Raw genomic sequence first — 15,507 nt, forward strand, 5'->3', positions numbered from 1 at the left:
TGGTAGTGCGGGCAAGATGCCCGCGTGAGCGTCTCGCTCACACTACAGCCCATCATTTTTATCTTGACAATCCTACTAGACGAAGTTGAAAAATATCATCAAGTCGTTCAAGTTTTTGGTAGTGCGGGCAAGATGCCCGCGTGAGCGTCTCGCTCACACTACAGCCCATCATTTTTATCTTGACAATCCTACTAGACGAAGTTGAAAAATATCATCAAGTCGTTCAAGCTATAGATATTCATGATCAACTGACTAATTCTGGTAACTCCCAAAGTAGCATTAGCGACAGAGAACAGGTAATATCTGCACTATAACTGATTAGAGAAGATTTACTTCGCGCCTTAAAAAGTGAACGGATTTTGCGCGATAATAAAAAATTGCTTGCTAATAACCAAGATTTAGTGGTAAATAATTTAGCTAATCTGCAAACCTTACCAGTTAGTAGTCAAGCTAGTGAATATGCTCAACTTCTTAATCAATCATTACAGATTGCCTTAGATGTGCAAGCAGAACTTGTGAAAATTACAGAAAGTCTAGTTTAAATTTCCTAAAATGAATAACCAACCTAAAATAATTGTCCTTGATGATGATCCCACTGGTTCACAAACCGTCCATAGTTGTTTATTATTGATGCGTTGGGATGTAGAAACTTTACGTTTAGGATTAAAAGATGATGCTCCCATTTTCTTTATTTTAACTAATACTCGTTCTCTGACTCCAGAAGCAGCCGCATTTGTAACTAGAGAAGTTTGTCATAACCTCAAACTTGCCTTAGCAGCCGAAAAAATAGAGGATTTTCTCGTAGTTAGTCGTTCTGACTCCACCTTACGCGGACATTATCCTATAGAAACTGATGTTATTGCTGAAGAACTCGGTCCATTTGATGCTCATTTTCTTGTGCCGGCATTTTTTGAAGGGGGAAGAATTACCCGCGATAGTATTCACTATCTAATTATTGATGGTGTTCCCACTCCCGTACATGAAACAGAATTTGCTCGTGATTCTGTCTTTGGATATAATTACAGCTATCTGCCTAAATATGTGGAAGAAAAAACCAAGGGACGGATTAAAGAAGATACTGTTACTAGATTTTTACTCGCAGATATCCGTGCTGGTAGTTTAGAAAGCTTGTTACAACTTGAGAATAATCACTGTGGTGTCGTAGACGGAGAACATCAAGATGATCTTAATATCTTTGCGGTAGATGTATTAACAGCCGCAAGTCGGGGAAAACGGTTTTTATTCCGTTCTGCTGCGAGTATTTTAACAGCTTTGGCTGCCTTACCACCCCAACCCATTGCTGCTGAAAGTATGGCAAAATATGTGCGCGATGGTAAACCTGGTGCAATTATTGTGGGTTCTCACGTTAAAAAGACAACTCAACAGTTAGAATCATTATTACAAGTTGAGGGAACGGTAGGCATAGAAGTTAATGTGGGTAGATTACTTGAAAATGGGGTAAATGAATCTGCTAAACTGCTAACCGAGATTCTCGAAAATGTCAAAGTAGTACATAATGCTGGTAAAACACCAGTAGTTTATACTAGTCGGCAGGAATTGGCTTTTAAAGATGTCAAAACTAGGTTAGATTTTGGCAGTACAGTTTCCGCTTTACTTATGGATATTGTCCAGGGTTTACCATCTGATCTAGGATTTCTCATCAGTAAGGGGGGTATTACTTCTAATGATGTTCTCAGTACGGGACTGGCTTTAACTTCAGCCCGATTACTTGGTCAAATTTTAGCAGGCTGTTCAATGGTAATTACACCATCTGATCATCCCCTGTTTCCTAATTTGCCAGTTGTATTGTTTCCCGGTAATGTCGGCAATGCTGATGCTTTGGGAACGGTTTATCAAAGATTGATAGGGAATAGGGAATAGGGAATAGGGAATAGGCAAGAGGCAAGAGGCAAGAGGCAAGAGTCTTACCAATTACCAATTACCCATTCTCAATCTTTTATGAAAATCTCAAATTTTAGTGTATTTTGGCTAGTGCTGCATGAATTCTGATTCTGCTAAATCTGAGGAAATAAAGGCTGAATTTCCTAATTCAGAATCTATTTCTCATCAGATTGATCAAGAGGTAAATAATTCTCATTCTGTCGAAAATAATGTAGATGCTGGTAATTCTGCTAAATCTGAGGAAATAAAGGCTGAACTTTCTAAATCAGAATCAGTTTTTCATCAAGTTGATCAAGAGGTAAATAATTCTAACTCTGGCGAGATCAATCCAGATTTTGCTGATCATAAAGTAGAATCTGATCCTGTTATCCCTAATTCAGAGTTAAATTCAGTAATTGCCTTTTTAAAAGGTAATTCTGCTGCTGAAAATCCAGAATCTAATATGCCTAATGGGGGGGAATCTGGTTCGATTTTATCTGATTTACCAAGTGCTGATTTAGAATTACTAGGACAAAAGGTAGATCATAATATTCAAGTTCAGTTAAAAACTGAAGGAGAGCGACTATTATTGATTTTGCCCACGGAATCTCAAGTATCACCATCAGAATTCAGTTGGTGGGAAATTTGGCAACAAATGAAACAGCGTCTCAATGCAGGCGATCGCTTACGGAAACCAAATACATCCCTGCATCTAGTAGCAAAAGATAGATTGTTAGATAATAGACAATTGCAAGATTTGGCAGAAACTTTAAATACATACCAAATTCAACTAAAATCCGTAGCTACCAGTCGGAGACAAACAGCGATCGCTGCCTGTACCCTGGGTTATTCCGTAGAACAAACCCAACTCCACACATCCCTCACTTCCGATATTCAACCGACTCCCAGCGCCCTAGCAGATGCCCTCTATCTGCAAATGACAGTCAGATCAGGTGTAGAAATTCGTCATCCCGGTACGGTAGTTATCTTAGGAGATATCAATCCTAGTGGTATCGTCATTGCCGATGGGGATATTCTCATTTGGGGAAGATTGCGGGGAGTTGCCCATGCTGGTGCCGGTGGGAATCGGGAATCTCTGATCATGGCCTTGCAAATGGAACCAACCCAATTGCGAATTGCTGATGCTGTCGCTAGATCACCAGAAAAAACCCTCACCAGCTTCTTTCCTGAAGTTGCACATATTACATCTGAAGGAATTCGCATTGTTAAAGCCGCTGATTTTTCCCGCAGTCAATTAAGTAGTCGAACGCAATTAGTTACACAAAATCTGATCTAAAATTCTTACTTAGTAAAGAATATACAGCAGCTTTCAACAGTCAGCAGTAAAACCCCTGCGGTGCAAAGTTTGAACATTAATATTTGTACCCCATTTACCTGCAATATACTGGATATGTAATTAATTTCTGTTAGGTTACTAAATTAGAATCAATCAATAGCTTTAAATATTTTATTGTTGTTCCCTGAACTCTCATAAAGCATTATCATGACCCGCATTATTGTCATTACCTCCGGTAAGGGGGGAGTGGGTAAAACCACAGTTTCAGCTAATTTAGGGATGGCTTTAGCCAAAATAGGCAAACAAGTAGCCTTAATTGATGCAGATTTTGGACTGAGAAATTTAGATTTACTTCTAGGACTAGAAAATCGGATTGTTTATACAGCGGTGGAAGTTTTGGCTAGGGAGTGTCGTCTAGAACAAGCTTTGGTTAAAGATAAACGACAACCTAATTTGGTACTCCTCCCAGCTACCCAACATCGCAATAAAGAATCCGTCACACCTGACCAAATGAAGTTACTGGTAAATGCCCTAGCACAAAAGTACGAATATGTAATGATTGACTGCCCCGCAGGAATTGAAATGGGGTTTAAAAATGCGACTGCACCAGCCAAAGAAGCCCTGATTGTCACCACTCCCGAAATTTCCGCTGTCCGTGATGCTGACCGGGTAGTAGGATTACTCGAAGCCCAAGGTGTCAAAAAGATTAACTTAATAGTTAATAGAATTAGACCAGCAATGGTAGAGGCAAATGATATGATGTCTGTACAGGACGTTCAGGAACTTCTCGCCATTCCCATAATTGGAGTCATCCCCGACGATGAGCGGGTGATTGTCTCTACCAATCGGGGCGAACCTTTAGTATTATCAGACACTCCCTCTTTAGCTGCCACCGCTTTTGAGAATATTGCTCGGAGATTGGAAGGGGAAACTGTCGAATTTCTGGAGCTTGACTCATCTAGTAAAAGCATCTTCTCTCGGTTGAGAAAGATGTTGTGGTCAAAAATTGTTTAATTTATTTGCCAGTGTTTCTGCCTTACACATACCCGCAATGATTCTTGAAATTTTAGAAAAATTTTTTGCTCGTAGTCCCGATAACAGCCGCGATGATGTTAAACGTCGTCTGCAAGTGGTAATATCCCATGACCGTGCGGACTTAGACCCCCAAACTTTAGAAAAAATGCGTCAGGAAATCCTGGAAATCGTTTGTCGCTATGTCGAAATAGAAACAGATGGTTTGGAGTTTTCCCTAGAAAGCAGCCAACGGACAACGGCTTTAATTGCTAATTTACCAATCCGTAGGGTTAAAGAAAGCCTAGATGAAACAGTTCTAGAAAATAGTGATATCCTACTGTAGGGGCGCAGGGTCTGCGCCCTGAATTGTCTTGGATTGGATATTAAAAAGCGAATGGGGGCGTTAATTTGGCCACCGTCCCATGAGGTGACCAATTACGGATAATTCTGACATTAATTTATCAAACAGGTCTGGGGTTAAAGATTGGGGTCCATCCGATAAGGCTTTAGCTGGGTTGGGATGTACTTCTATCATTAGCGAATCTGTACCCGCAGCGATCGCTGCCTTCGCCATAGCAGGAACAAACTCAGACCAACCCACACCATGACTAGGATCAATCATAATCGGTAAATGGGTCAATTTTCGCAAAACTGGCACAACCGATAAATCTAGGGTATTGCGAGTATACTGACGGTCAAAAGTTCTAATTCCCCGTTCACACAAAATCACATTGGGATTACCCGCCGCTAAAATATACTCAGCCGCCATTAACCAATCTTCAATAGTTGCCGCCATACCCCGTTTTAACAGCACTGGTTTCGGTTGCGCTCCTACCTTCTTGAGCATGGCAAAATTCTGCATATTTCTCGCCCCCACCTGAATCACATCAGCAACTTCGCCAATTTTCTCCAAGTCTTCCGTATCCATTACTTCTGTAATAATCCCCAGTCCGCTGACCTTTCGGGCTGTAGCTAACAATTCCAAAGCACTTTCACCATGACCTTGAAAAGCATAAGGTGAAGTACGAGGTTTATATGCCCCACCGCGTAAAAACTTAGCTCCTGCCGCCTTTACCCGCAGTGCTGTTTCTACAATCATTTCTTCATTTTCCACAGAACAGGGTCCAGCGACAACTACCAAAGGATGATGTTCACCAAACACCACATCACCTTGAGGACTATTCACCACCACTTCAGAAGCTTCTCCATGACGGAATTGGCGACTGGCTCGTTTGTAGGGTACTTCCACTCGTAATACTTGCTCAATCCATTGACTCAATTCTTGAATGCGGGGCGGGTCTAAATCCGCAGTTTCCCCAACTAAAGCAATGACTACTTTATGTTGACCAATAATTTTTTCTGGTGTTAGTCCCCAGCCTGATAATTCTGTGGTAATCCGATTTATTTCTTCCTGTGGGGAACCAACTTTCATGACGATAATCATTTACAAGTTCCTTTTTTAAGTAGATTTTTGATTAACTAACTTTAGATTAACAACAAAAACTTATGAAAAAAAATGTAGCGTCAGGTACTTTCTCCTAAATAGAGAGTAATTTGTGCTGAATTTTACTAGAAAAATTGGCTCTACCGTTCCCTTTATGTAAAACAACATTTATTGTAGGTTGGGTTGACGCAAGGAAACCCAACAAATCTTACTATCCTACTGCCAATATTGGGTTTCACTTCATTCAACCCAACTTACGAAAATTAAATTAATATTCTTTTCCATAAGGGGAGGAGTAGAAGCATAAGTTTTTGATTACAATTAAACATTTTAATCTATCCAGTCATAGTGTTTACAAATCAAATATAGCAATTCCCATTCAAGTGAGGTACAAGAGTTAATAATCAAACGCAGATGGACGCAGATAAACGCAGATAATTTTGTACTTCATTAGACTAGGAAATGCTATATAATTGTTATACAGTAGAATTTTCATTAATAATGCGACGGGATTCGATTTTTTATAAATTGTTCAAACAATTTCCTAGTTTGTTGTTTGAATTAGTAGATGAACCACCAGCAGAAGCCGATAGTTATCAGTTTGAATCGGTGGAAGTAAAAGAAACGGCTTTCCGAATTGATGGGGTGTTTCTACCTCCAGCTAATGCAGTTTCTCCAGTGGTGTTTTTTGCAGAAGTGCAGTTTCAAAAAGATGAAAATTTATATTTTCGCTTCTTTTCAGAATTATCCCTGTTTCTCCATCGCCATTCTATTCGTTATGATGATTGGTATGGTGTGATAATTTTTGGTTCGCGGAGTTTAGAACCATCAAATTTAAAGATTCATCGGTCTTTATTAGCAGGTGATCAAGTTCGTCGGGTATATTTAGATGAATTGGGGGATGTACAGCAGCAACCGTTGGGATTAGGTTTAATGTTGCTGACGATTAAGGAAGATACTGAAGCAATAGAAGCAGCAAAGTTTTTGTTAGCTGAGGCGCGGAAACAGTCGGAAGCAGCGATAATAGATTTAATCACGACGATTATTGTTTACAAGTTTAAAAAATTTAGTCGCAAGGAGATTATAACTATGTTGGGATTAGATTTAGAAGAGCCAAGAGCGATACAGGAAGCCAAGGAAGAGGGAGAAAAAATAATCACATTACGTTTTTTAAAACGGCGTTTGGGTAATATTCCTGATGAGTTGTTGTCGCAGGTACAGCGGTTATCATTAGTACAGATTGAAGATTTATGTGATGTGCTGTTGGATTTTGTAACTGTAGCAGATTTGGAAGGTTGGTTACAGCAGCAATAATTTTATTAACTCAAGTTGCTAGTTATTTAGTTAAGGCTGGTAATGGATAATTGGTAATAGGTAATTGATAATAAAATTCATCTTTTAATCCTGTTCATCCTTTAATCCTGAACATCCTGATTCTGACAATGTGTCTAACTAGCAACTTACGTTATTAGTTTAATACAATACAATAAAACTGCAAAATAAAATTTTAATTCTGTAATATAATGCAGCAAGATTGCAAATTAATCTAATTTAACTGTTAAATAAAAATTTATCTTTGTAATGCAATACAATAAAACTGCATAGTAATACTTTATTAAAGTTGGGTAAGCTGTTGTTAACGTCGGAACAAACGCCAGGAAAAGATAATAATACGTTTGATTAGTAGTTGTAGACGATGCAATAGTAAGGTTAACACAACTGATAGGTTATTCAACAAACGTTTATAAAAAGAAGGAGGTATGAGTTGCTGTTGTAAAAGTTGCAAGTTGTTCCGAAAGATTATTGTATTAGGGTGATTAGTTCCTTGCACTCGTTCAGACATAGCTAAAGCTTCAAAGTAAAGAGGTTCAGCTTCACTGTATTTTCCTTGGCTATCGTAAAGACCTGCTAAATTGTTCAAGCTAGTAGCAACATCAGGATGGTCGCCTGTAAATAGCCGCTTTCTCATTTCTAAAGCATCAAGGTAGAGAGGTTCTGCTTTACTGTATTTTCCTTGGCTATCGTAAAGAAGTGCTAAATTGTTTAAGCTAGTAGCAACATCAGGATGGTCGCCTGTAAATAGCCGCTTTCTCATTTCTAAAGCATCAAGGTAGAGAGGTTCTGCTTTACTGTATTTTCCTTGGCTATCGTAAAGAAATGCTAAATTGTTTAAGCTAGTAGCAACATTAGGATGGTCGTCTGTAAATAGCCGCTTTGTCATTTCTAAAACATCAAGGTAGAGAGGTTCTGCTTCACTGTATTTTCCTTGGTTACGGTAAAGAACTGCTAAATTGTTCAAGCTAGAAGCAAAATCAGGATGATCGCCTGTAAATAAAGTTTGACAAACTTTTACTAATTTCTGACATCAAAATTCTGCTACTTGATATAATCCTTGTCCTTGATAAAATCTTCCTAACCCTTCAAATACCCAAAGGATTTCATCAGCAACCATAGATACTGGTAAATTATTCTTTGCTGCTGTTTCTTGGTTAATTTCATCTATTAACCGTTTTCCTAAATCTTCCCAATGAACAACAACTAACTGGAAATTTTCAATATCTTGAGAAGTGGGTGATTGAGGAAGGATTCTAGCAACGAATATCATAAAAGTAATAAAAGTTCTTTCGAGAATTAGCTGCTTTTCTCCAACTTCTGCTAACTGTTCTTGCAAAAACAACCGCACTAAATTATGAATTGTATAAGCTTCTGGTGATTCTTGTCCTGTTTGTAAAAAGTTAACTTGATAAAGTCTTTTTTTAGAGGTAGTTAATTCTTCCTTTGTCCAAATTAGTTGTTTTTCCTTATTCTCTACTTCAAACTCAATTACCTCAACTACCAAATCCCAAAGAATAAACTGAGGAGAAAATAAACTTAAAAATGCTCCCAGATATTGAGTTTGAGTATCCAGTGTTTCCCAAGTTAAATTAAAAGCGGCTTTAATTCCCAATTGAGTTTGATTGATAGTTTCTCTTTTTTGTAAAGCTGTTTCCGCTAACTTACGTTTTTGCAACCGTTCTAAGAGGATGTTTGAAAAGTATCAGAATTAATCGAGATCCCCCCAACCCCCCTTACAAAGGGGGGCTAAATTCCTCAAAGTCCCCCTTTTCAAGGGGGATTTAGGGGGATCTGCGGGTGTCAGATCCCACACGAAAAAGTTTTCAAACAACCTCTAACATTTGAGTTAGAGAAAGTCCCAAATCTGTTGTTAAATAACTTCCGACTAAAATTATCCCCAAAGGTAAATTTCCCAAAAACTCACATATTTCTGTAGCAGTTTCTGGTTCATTGACAACTCGCTGATGATTTTTTCCCAATTGCTTTTGTAAAAGTTCTAATGCTATTGGTGGTAATAGAACCTCTAAAGGTAGTTCTTGAATATAATTAGGGTCTAAATGTTGTTGTCGAGTGGTTATCAAAACCCGAAAGCGTGTTTCTGGGGGAACAACATCTTGTAACTGTGTTAAATCAGTTAAATCATCAACGACAATTAAAACAGGTTTTTGTGTTTCTGGATATTGTAACCAACACCAATCTACCTGTTGTTGGAGAGTTAGCAGCTTTTCTCCCTGAGTTTGGGGAATTTCCAGACCGAATTTTAATGTAAAAAGCTCAAATACTTCTGCTGCGAGAATACGTTGTCTAGCATTAAACCAAATTATGCCATCATAATGATCTTGATATTCTTTCGCGTATTGAGTAACTAATTCAGTTTTACCCAAACCACCCATTCCGGTTATTGCTACATAATTTCCCCGTCGCAAATCTTCATGGATAGTTGTCAGTTCTGTTTCTCGTCCGACAAAATGAACAGAACCACGATAGGGTATATCTTTAGTGGGAGTTAACTTTGTCCGTTTCCCGTCGGACGAGTCCAGTCAAGCGAAAGTTCCAGGTAGTCGCTGTTTCAACCATTCCGAAAACTGCTGAGTTTTGTGAGTTAAAGCGTCTCCGATGTTTTCGCCAATTTTTTCTGTGGCTTTGGTAGCGAGTATGGTAGCAAGAGCAATAGCAACAGTTGTGAATGGTTCCATTTGTAATATTGGTTAAGGTATCATTTTTCTCCTCATGATTTATGATACATCTTTTTTGTCAACGCTTCACTACACCTTAGAGGTTGTTTGAAAAGTATTATATGAAACCCAGAATCTCCAAAAACCTAACCCCCCTTCCCCCCTTCCCTACAAGGGAATGGGGTTTTTAAAGCCTCTCCCCTGGTAGGGGAGAGGTTTGGAGAGGGGTCTGTTTCCACATTAAAAACTTTTAAAACATCCTCTTATATATTCCTCAACGCAGTCCTGTCTGAATTGTGGTTTAATCTATCTGCTATTTTTTTCTATAACTAAATTGGAAAATTAAATATTAATAATATCTTCATATATTTCTGCTATTTATAGAATCAACCCAACGGAATCTAAATGTAATTTATCATCACGATTCATCAAAGTTTGTATAGTCCAATTTCCTTTTTCATCTTGACGATAAACCTCTACCTTAACTTCATTTTGAGAAATTAAAACATATTCTTTTAAATATATAAATACAAATGTAGCGCCAGGTATTTTTTGCTGAATATTGGGTATAAACTAGAAAAATACAGTCTTTTAAACTTGAAGTTAAAGTGATATAAATTCCACTTCAAAACTCATTTTCCAAATTACCCCACATTACAGTTATTACCTGGACGCTGCTTGTTAGACGTTCTTTTTCTGGGTATCACGCCAAACTTCGGTCATCCTTCCCCAGTTAGTGCTAAATTCATCAAAACCTAGAAAAGTTCCCGGTGTTTCTTCATCCCAAGAAGCAGAAAGAACACCATAAGTAATTCCCACCACACCTAACCCAAACAATCCCATATTCACCAATAAAACGGCGATAGGCGGAAGTTGGATATCAGCCAAGGTAACTAATAGATAGCTAACTATCAAACTAGTAATCCCTAAAGCTGTGGGAATACCGCAAAAACCAGCCACTCTGCGAATCATTCGCTGGCTGACTACTTCAGGAATCGCCATTTCTTGTTTAGAATAACGACGTTGCTGTTGCGGTTTTTCCTGGGGTGCTTGGGTTTTAATGACGGACTTAGTTACAGTCTTAGCGGGTTTGGGACGCTTTTTGTTTGGCTCAAAAGGCAATGGACTACGTTCCGATTCTTCAGCAGCCATAAGAATTAGTTCCTAACCGCGAATACCGAGACGAGTAATTAAAGCTTTATATTTTTCTTGACTACCTGCTTGGATATAAGCCAGAAGACTCTTTCTTTGACCAATCATCTTCAACAGTCCTCTGCGGGAGGAATGGTCTTTTTTGTTAGCTTGCAAATGTTGACTGAGCTTGTTAATGCGGTCAGTTAGCATGGCAATTTGGACATCAGCCGAACCGGTGTCGGTTTCATGAACTTGGAAGCCAGAAATTATTTCTTGTTTGCGCTGTTGAGTCAGAGCCATGGTCGCTTAAATTGTGATTGTTTTTAAATTTGTGTAGCAGTTTCCTATAATATCACACCCATCCATTGCTGTGGCAAATTTCTCTAGAACTCTTGACACTCTCAGGGCTTAACAATAGTATTAAATTAAATCCGTTCATTTTTCAACTTTTCTCTACCGACCAGCGAGAAATTTGACCAGCCATACACTGAGCCAGCCTAAGAGAGCATACACGATAATTGCAATTAGGACATTGACATCAAAAACATTCGCTCCACCACCAGCAACAGGACTAATTAACAAGGTGGAAAATGGCGCAATGAAGGGAGCAGAAAGATTGTAAATAAACTGGGCAAAAGTATTTTGCGTATTTGCCCCGGAAAAACGCAGAAAGAAGCGTAACATCAGCAGGATTTCCAGCATTCCCACTAGCAGGTAAATGCTATTGATAATCCAGGCAAATATAGATCTCCGTTTGCCAGATTCAAGTCGTCCCTCTTCCTGTTGCAGTCGGAAACTTTCTTCTTCACTACGAAGTTCTTGCCTTCGCGCAGAATTGCTTCGTTCATGAGGATTTCTATTCATAAGTTTGGGATTTTTATTAATATGGCTATAACTTCAGTGCTTGTATTCAAACCTCAGATACAGCCTTGCATCCTCAAAAATTAGACTATGCGGCGACCAACTAGTAAATTGTAAACTATTCCAATTAGAGCTAAAACTAAAAGCAGATGAATTAAGCTACCTCCGACATGAACCGAGAATCCTAACAGCCAGAGGACAAAGAGTACAACAGCAGCCGTCCAAATTAGATTAATCATATTTCCCTTTTATTATATAGGGCTTGCTGAATAAACCGAAAACCTAGATATATTAGGAGTTTCAGAGTTGAAAAAGGTGAATTAGGTGCAAGGAATAAGCGTTAAAACCATCAAAAACTTATCACTTTCTCAGATTTGAAACTATTCTTACCTCCTTCTAATTCTTCCTCCTGACTCCTGACTCCTGACTCCTGACTCCTAGCCCTCACCAAAAGACTTTTTCAGCAAACCCTATATAGTGTGTTACTACAGAAGTCTTTGGTTATGCAAATATCTTATCTGAATATGATTGAATCTCAATCCTCAAGAAGAGATAGTCCAACAGAAAGAGAACAAATTTAATAGACAACGACCGAATTTAAATATGCGTATCCTAAAACCCTTGTAGAGACGTTCCATGGAACGTCTCTACATTATTTTCTGGAGATATCCAATCTAATATTACTCCGGTGATTTGAGAGCTTGATCTAAAACTTGTCTAGCTTGTTCTGCTTTTCCCCTCGCTTCCTGGTAACGCAGATTAGCTTGAGCAAAATTTTTGAGAACTTTAAAACCTTCTTTAAGATGGGTTATTTCTTCCTCGGTGACAGATTTATCGGAAAACAGCACATCAATGGCTTGACGAATTTCTAAGGCTTCAGTGCGTGATTCTTGGACTTTTAACTTCAAGGAAGCTAAATTACTGAGAATTTGCACGGCTTGGGTAATTTCGTCTTCACGGCTAGAAGTATCTGTAGTTGGTTCTTTCACCTCAATTAATTGTTGCGGACCAAATCCCTCTTCTAGTTCCGTTGGTAATTCACCAGCCTCCATGAGTTCCATTAGTTGATCCATGGCTTTATCACGGGCTTTAGCGGAATCTTTACCAGGAACAATCAGGATAAGTTCCGGGCTTTGAGCGAGACTGTACTGAACCATAGGTGTATATATAAATCCTAGCTAATTTGTGAAAAGTATGATTGCAATTAAGAATTGCAAAGAAAAGAAATTTTAGTTCAATTATACTGAATAAAGGTAAACCAAAATATAACAAAATGGCAAATTTATGACTCCCAATCCCGCCATTATGCGTTCTGTGGAACAACTGGGCTACCGAGTCACAGTTGGTGATGTAGCCACCCAGATAGGATTAAATATAGCTGAAGTCAACCAAAGTTTATTAGCCCTTGCTGCTGACGCTGGGGGACATTTGCAGGTTGCAGAATCAGGTGATGTTGTTTACCAATTTCCCAAAAATTTTCGGGATATTATCCGCAATAAATACTTGCAAATCCGGTTGCAAGAATGGTGGAAAAAAGTTTGGTCTGTGCTATTTTATCTAATTCGGATTTCCTTTGGTGTCCTTTTAGTTGCTTCTATTTTGCTGATTACTCTGACTATTATCATTATCATGACTGCTAGTTCAGATCGGGATAATGACAATCGCAGTAATAATTCTAAAGGTTTTAATTTCTTTTTCTTTCCAGATTTATTCTGGTATTTTAGCCCAAATCATCGTGATAGCTACCAAGAACGACGGGGGGAACGGGGTGAAAATAATGAAATGAATTTTTTTGAAGCTGTGTTTTCATTCCTCTTTGGTGATGGTGATCCTAACGCCAATTTGGAAGAACGTCGCTGGGAAGAAATTGGGGCTGTGATTAGTAATAATCAAGGTGCTGTAGTTGCAGAACAAATTGCTCCTTATTTAGATGATATTGGCGCAAAATATCAACAAGAATATGAGGATTATATGCTGCCTGTGCTGGTAAGATTTAATGGAATGCCCCAGGTAAGTTCTGACGGGCAAATAGTTTATTATTTCCCTGAGTTACAGGTAAGAGCAAGTAAAAAACAGCGGCGCTCAATATCTGAATATTTGCATGAATTTTCCTGGAAGTTTAGTTCTGCCAGTTCTGGACAACTTATGCTCAGTGCTGGTTTGGGAGGAGTGAATTTTGTTGGGGCTTTAATCCTGGGTAATTTATTGAAAAATGGCACAATTGCGACTCAAATTGGGGGATTAGTCGCTTTTGTGCAAGGGATTTATGGACTTCTATTAGCTTATGGTATTGGTTTTTTAGCTATTCCTTTAATCCGGTATTTTTGGATTAAACGACGCAATGATCAGGTTTCTACTCGCAATCTTCAACGTCAAGAACGAGCTAGATTATTAGCAGGTGCAGATGCTTCTTTGCAGAAAAAGATCGCTTTTGCTCGTGAATTTGCCACAGAAAAAGTTATTGGTAAAGAAGATTCTGTTTATTCTACAGAAGCAGATTTGTTAGAACAGGAATTTCAGAATAAGCAAATAGGGAACAGGGAACAGGGAACAGGGAATAGGGAATAGGGAATAGAAGAGAAATTTGCTTGTTTCTTCTTTATTCTTTCTTTATTCCTCCTGACTCCTGACTCCTGACTCCTGACTCCTGACTCCTGACTCCTGACTCCTGACTCCTGACTCCTGACTCCTTCTTCTGCTACTTTGCCTGAATAGGTGTCAGGGCTACACCTTTGTAGTAATATCCTAAAATTTGCAAGTGGTTTGCACCACGTTTTGCTAATTCGTAAGCTCCCCATTGGCTCATTCCTAAACCGTGACCAAAACCTAATCCTTGCAGAACAAAACCGCCATTTGCATCTTTACTAACAATAAACCGGGTACTTTTAATTTTGAGTGCGGTTCTCACTTCTTCACCTTGGAGAACTTTAGTCCCTTTATCACCAATAATTTTTAAGGATTTGACACTTTTGAAAGGTGAAAGAGTTTCGATAATCATGTCTTTGACATTACCAACACCGGAAATTCTGGCGCTAATTTCTCCGGGAGTGAAGGTTTTTACCCAGTTACATTCTTTGATCTTTTGGTCAAAGTCGGGAACAGCCCGCAGGTAAGGTTCTTTGCTAACCCAAACATCTTCAACGTTTTCAGTGTGTCCACCAGAACAAGCGTGAAAGACGGAAAGAATGATTTGGTTATTGTAGGTTAAGACTTTGCCTGCGGTGGTATCTGCTGCGGTGTAAGTTTTAGGAGATTCACTACTTACACCTTTATAAATTTGCCAACGGTCTGGACTATCCCCTAAATCGTAAACGGGATTTTTCCGCTGTCTTTCCCGTTCATAAAGGGCATAGGTACGGGCAGCAATGGCTTGGGCCTTGAGGGCTTCTTGTGGCCAGCTAGTATCCATTTCTCCACCAATGACGCTGTAGAGATATTCTTCTAAATCTACCCAGTTAACGGCAGTTAAACCGTTGGCTGTGGGTACTACTAGGGTTCTACCACGAAACCAGCGATCGCCAATATAAACATATCCCTTATTGGTGGGTTCTATCCAAAATAACCCGGATTGCCATCTATCTAAAGCTACACCTCCAGGAACTGCTTGAGCCGCAAAGGCACTCATTCCTGGTAATTCTCCCAGAGTCTTACCACTACTATCTTTGACAATAGCGGTTGTGGAAGCACCGACTTTTACCTGTTTGACTTCTCTTTCAATTGCCACACGCAGAATTACAGATGCTTGTGCAGGAGCAAGTAATACAAACCACATCAGGATACCTATCCACCAATGTCTACCTTTAATCTCAGAAAACAAATTGCCTAATAACAGTGGGAATTTCATACTATTGTTTGATCACAAGCGT

16 protein-coding genes and 2 pseudogenes are annotated in these 15,507 nt (G+C 39.0%); 7 read left to right on the plus strand and 11 right to left on the minus strand.

What is annotated here, in order from left to right; translation table 11 throughout:
- Window positions 1-179: 179 nt before the first annotated feature.
- The 5 genes and pseudogenes from FJR09_RS14000 to minE all read left to right on the plus strand — a co-directional run.
- Window positions 180-542 (plus strand): annotated as a pseudogene (locus FJR09_RS14000) (hypothetical protein); the annotation flags it as partial.
- A 10-nt stretch (window positions 543-552) separates the two neighbouring features.
- Window positions 553-1,881: a four-carbon acid sugar kinase family protein gene (locus FJR09_RS14005; RefSeq protein WP_168654106.1), complete on the plus strand. Its 1,329-nt coding sequence runs from the start codon at window positions 553-555 to the stop codon at window positions 1,879-1,881.
- A 118-nt stretch (window positions 1,882-1,999) separates the two neighbouring features.
- The gene (gene minC / locus FJR09_RS14010; protein ID WP_174783306.1) at window positions 2,000-3,178 is read left to right on the plus strand and encodes a septum site-determining protein MinC; all 1,179 of its coding nucleotides are present in this window, start codon (window positions 2,000-2,002) and stop codon (window positions 3,176-3,178) included.
- 207 nt (window positions 3,179-3,385) lie between these two features.
- Entirely contained in the window at window positions 3,386-4,192 is an 807-nt protein-coding gene (gene minD, locus FJR09_RS14015; protein WP_015079597.1) for a septum site-determining protein MinD, read from the plus strand.
- Between the two features lie 37 nt (window positions 4,193-4,229).
- A complete protein-coding gene (gene minE, locus FJR09_RS14020) occupies window positions 4,230-4,535 on the plus strand; it encodes a cell division topological specificity factor MinE (RefSeq protein WP_015079598.1) in 306 nt (101 codons plus the stop codon).
- A 60-nt stretch (window positions 4,536-4,595) separates the two neighbouring features.
- On the opposite strand, the gene aroF is transcribed toward minE, so the two are convergent.
- A complete protein-coding gene (gene aroF, locus FJR09_RS14025; RefSeq protein ID WP_015079599.1) occupies window positions 4,596-5,636 on the minus strand; it encodes a 3-deoxy-7-phosphoheptulonate synthase in 1,041 nt (346 codons plus the stop codon).
- Window positions 5,637-6,137: 501 nt separating this feature from the next.
- On the opposite strand from aroF, the gene FJR09_RS14030 reads away from it, so the two are divergent.
- The gene (locus FJR09_RS14030) at window positions 6,138-6,950 is read left to right on the plus strand and encodes a DUF2887 domain-containing protein (protein ID WP_041458313.1); all 813 of its coding nucleotides are present in this window, start codon (window positions 6,138-6,140) and stop codon (window positions 6,948-6,950) included.
- Between the two features lie 322 nt (window positions 6,951-7,272).
- On the opposite strand, the pseudogene FJR09_RS14035 reads toward FJR09_RS14030, so the two are convergent.
- The 9 genes and pseudogenes from FJR09_RS14035 to FJR09_RS14070 all read right to left on the minus strand — a co-directional run.
- Window positions 7,273-7,986: pseudogene (locus tag FJR09_RS14035) on the minus strand (tetratricopeptide repeat protein); the annotation flags it as partial.
- A 15-nt stretch (window positions 7,987-8,001) separates the two neighbouring features.
- Entirely contained in the window at window positions 8,002-8,646 is a 645-nt protein-coding gene (locus FJR09_RS24725) for a hypothetical protein (protein ID WP_015079602.1), read from the minus strand.
- A gap of 148 nt (window positions 8,647-8,794) precedes the next feature.
- Window positions 8,795-9,355, minus strand: a complete 561-nt coding sequence (locus FJR09_RS14040; RefSeq protein WP_254433114.1) for an NB-ARC domain-containing protein — start codon at window positions 9,353-9,355, stop codon at window positions 8,795-8,797.
- A gap of 156 nt (window positions 9,356-9,511) precedes the next feature.
- Window positions 9,512-9,667: a hypothetical protein gene (locus tag FJR09_RS14045; RefSeq protein WP_168653757.1), complete on the minus strand. Its 156-nt coding sequence runs from the start codon at window positions 9,665-9,667 to the stop codon at window positions 9,512-9,514.
- Between the two features lie 660 nt (window positions 9,668-10,327).
- On the minus strand, window positions 10,328-10,798 hold the full coding sequence (locus FJR09_RS14050; protein ID WP_168633414.1) for a PAM68 family protein: 471 nt from the start codon (window positions 10,796-10,798) through the stop codon (window positions 10,328-10,330).
- Between the two features lie 12 nt (window positions 10,799-10,810).
- Window positions 10,811-11,080 (minus strand): 30S ribosomal protein S15, encoded by a 270-nt coding sequence (rpsO, locus tag FJR09_RS14055; RefSeq protein ID WP_015079606.1) that lies wholly within the window; start codon window positions 11,078-11,080, stop codon window positions 10,811-10,813.
- Between the two features lie 153 nt (window positions 11,081-11,233).
- Window positions 11,234-11,644, minus strand: a complete 411-nt coding sequence (locus FJR09_RS14060) for a YggT family protein (protein ID WP_015079607.1) — start codon at window positions 11,642-11,644, stop codon at window positions 11,234-11,236.
- Between the two features lie 80 nt (window positions 11,645-11,724).
- Complete coding sequence (locus tag FJR09_RS14065) at window positions 11,725-11,880, minus strand: lmo0937 family membrane protein (protein WP_148279107.1); 156 nt, start codon at window positions 11,878-11,880, stop codon at window positions 11,725-11,727.
- A 441-nt stretch (window positions 11,881-12,321) separates the two neighbouring features.
- On the minus strand, window positions 12,322-12,798 hold the full coding sequence (locus FJR09_RS14070) for a hypothetical protein (protein ID WP_015079608.1): 477 nt from the start codon (window positions 12,796-12,798) through the stop codon (window positions 12,322-12,324).
- Between the two features lie 127 nt (window positions 12,799-12,925).
- Here FJR09_RS14070 and FJR09_RS14075 point away from each other — a divergent pair, with 127 nt between their 5' ends.
- Complete coding sequence (locus tag FJR09_RS14075; RefSeq protein ID WP_015079609.1) at window positions 12,926-14,209, plus strand: hypothetical protein; 1,284 nt, start codon at window positions 12,926-12,928, stop codon at window positions 14,207-14,209.
- A gap of 130 nt (window positions 14,210-14,339) precedes the next feature.
- Here FJR09_RS14075 and FJR09_RS14080 read toward each other — a convergent pair whose 3' ends face one another.
- Complete coding sequence (locus FJR09_RS14080; protein WP_041457843.1) at window positions 14,340-15,485, minus strand: SpoIID/LytB domain-containing protein; 1,146 nt, start codon at window positions 15,483-15,485, stop codon at window positions 14,340-14,342.
- Window positions 15,486-15,507 lie beyond the last annotated feature (22 nt).

The organism is Dolichospermum sp. UHCC 0406, from assembly GCF_009712025.1.
GTDB classification, from domain to species: Bacteria; Cyanobacteriota; Cyanobacteriia; order Cyanobacteriales; family Nostocaceae; genus Dolichospermum; species Dolichospermum lemmermannii.

Coding starts and splice junctions, on each gene's coding strand:
- minC (WP_174783306.1), top strand. CDS start 2,000: ATGAATTCTGATTCTGCTAAATCTGAGGAAATAAAGGCTGAATTTCCT.
- FJR09_RS14075 (WP_015079609.1), top strand. CDS start 12,926: ATGACTCCCAATCCCGCCATTATGCGTTCTGTGGAACAACTGGGCTAC.
- FJR09_RS14060 (WP_015079607.1), bottom strand. CDS start 11,644: ATGAATAGAAATCCTCATGAACGAAGCAATTCTGCGCGAAGGCAAGAA.
- FJR09_RS14030 (WP_041458313.1), top strand. CDS start 6,138: ATGCGACGGGATTCGATTTTTTATAAATTGTTCAAACAATTTCCTAGT.
- minE (WP_015079598.1), top strand. CDS start 4,230: ATGATTCTTGAAATTTTAGAAAAATTTTTTGCTCGTAGTCCCGATAAC.
- FJR09_RS14005 (WP_168654106.1), top strand. CDS start 553: ATGAATAACCAACCTAAAATAATTGTCCTTGATGATGATCCCACTGGT.
- FJR09_RS14080 (WP_041457843.1), bottom strand. CDS start 15,485: ATGAAATTCCCACTGTTATTAGGCAATTTGTTTTCTGAGATTAAAGGT.
- FJR09_RS14045 (WP_168653757.1), bottom strand. CDS start 9,667: ATGGAACCATTCACAACTGTTGCTATTGCTCTTGCTACCATACTCGCT.
- FJR09_RS14065 (WP_148279107.1), bottom strand. CDS start 11,880: ATGATTAATCTAATTTGGACGGCTGCTGTTGTACTCTTTGTCCTCTGG.
- FJR09_RS14050 (WP_168633414.1), bottom strand. CDS start 10,798: ATGGCTGCTGAAGAATCGGAACGTAGTCCATTGCCTTTTGAGCCAAAC.
- minD (WP_015079597.1), top strand. CDS start 3,386: ATGACCCGCATTATTGTCATTACCTCCGGTAAGGGGGGAGTGGGTAAA.
- aroF (WP_015079599.1), bottom strand. CDS start 5,636: ATGATTATCGTCATGAAAGTTGGTTCCCCACAGGAAGAAATAAATCGG.
- FJR09_RS14070 (WP_015079608.1), bottom strand. CDS start 12,798: ATGGTTCAGTACAGTCTCGCTCAAAGCCCGGAACTTATCCTGATTGTT.
- rpsO (WP_015079606.1), bottom strand. CDS start 11,080: ATGGCTCTGACTCAACAGCGCAAACAAGAAATAATTTCTGGCTTCCAA.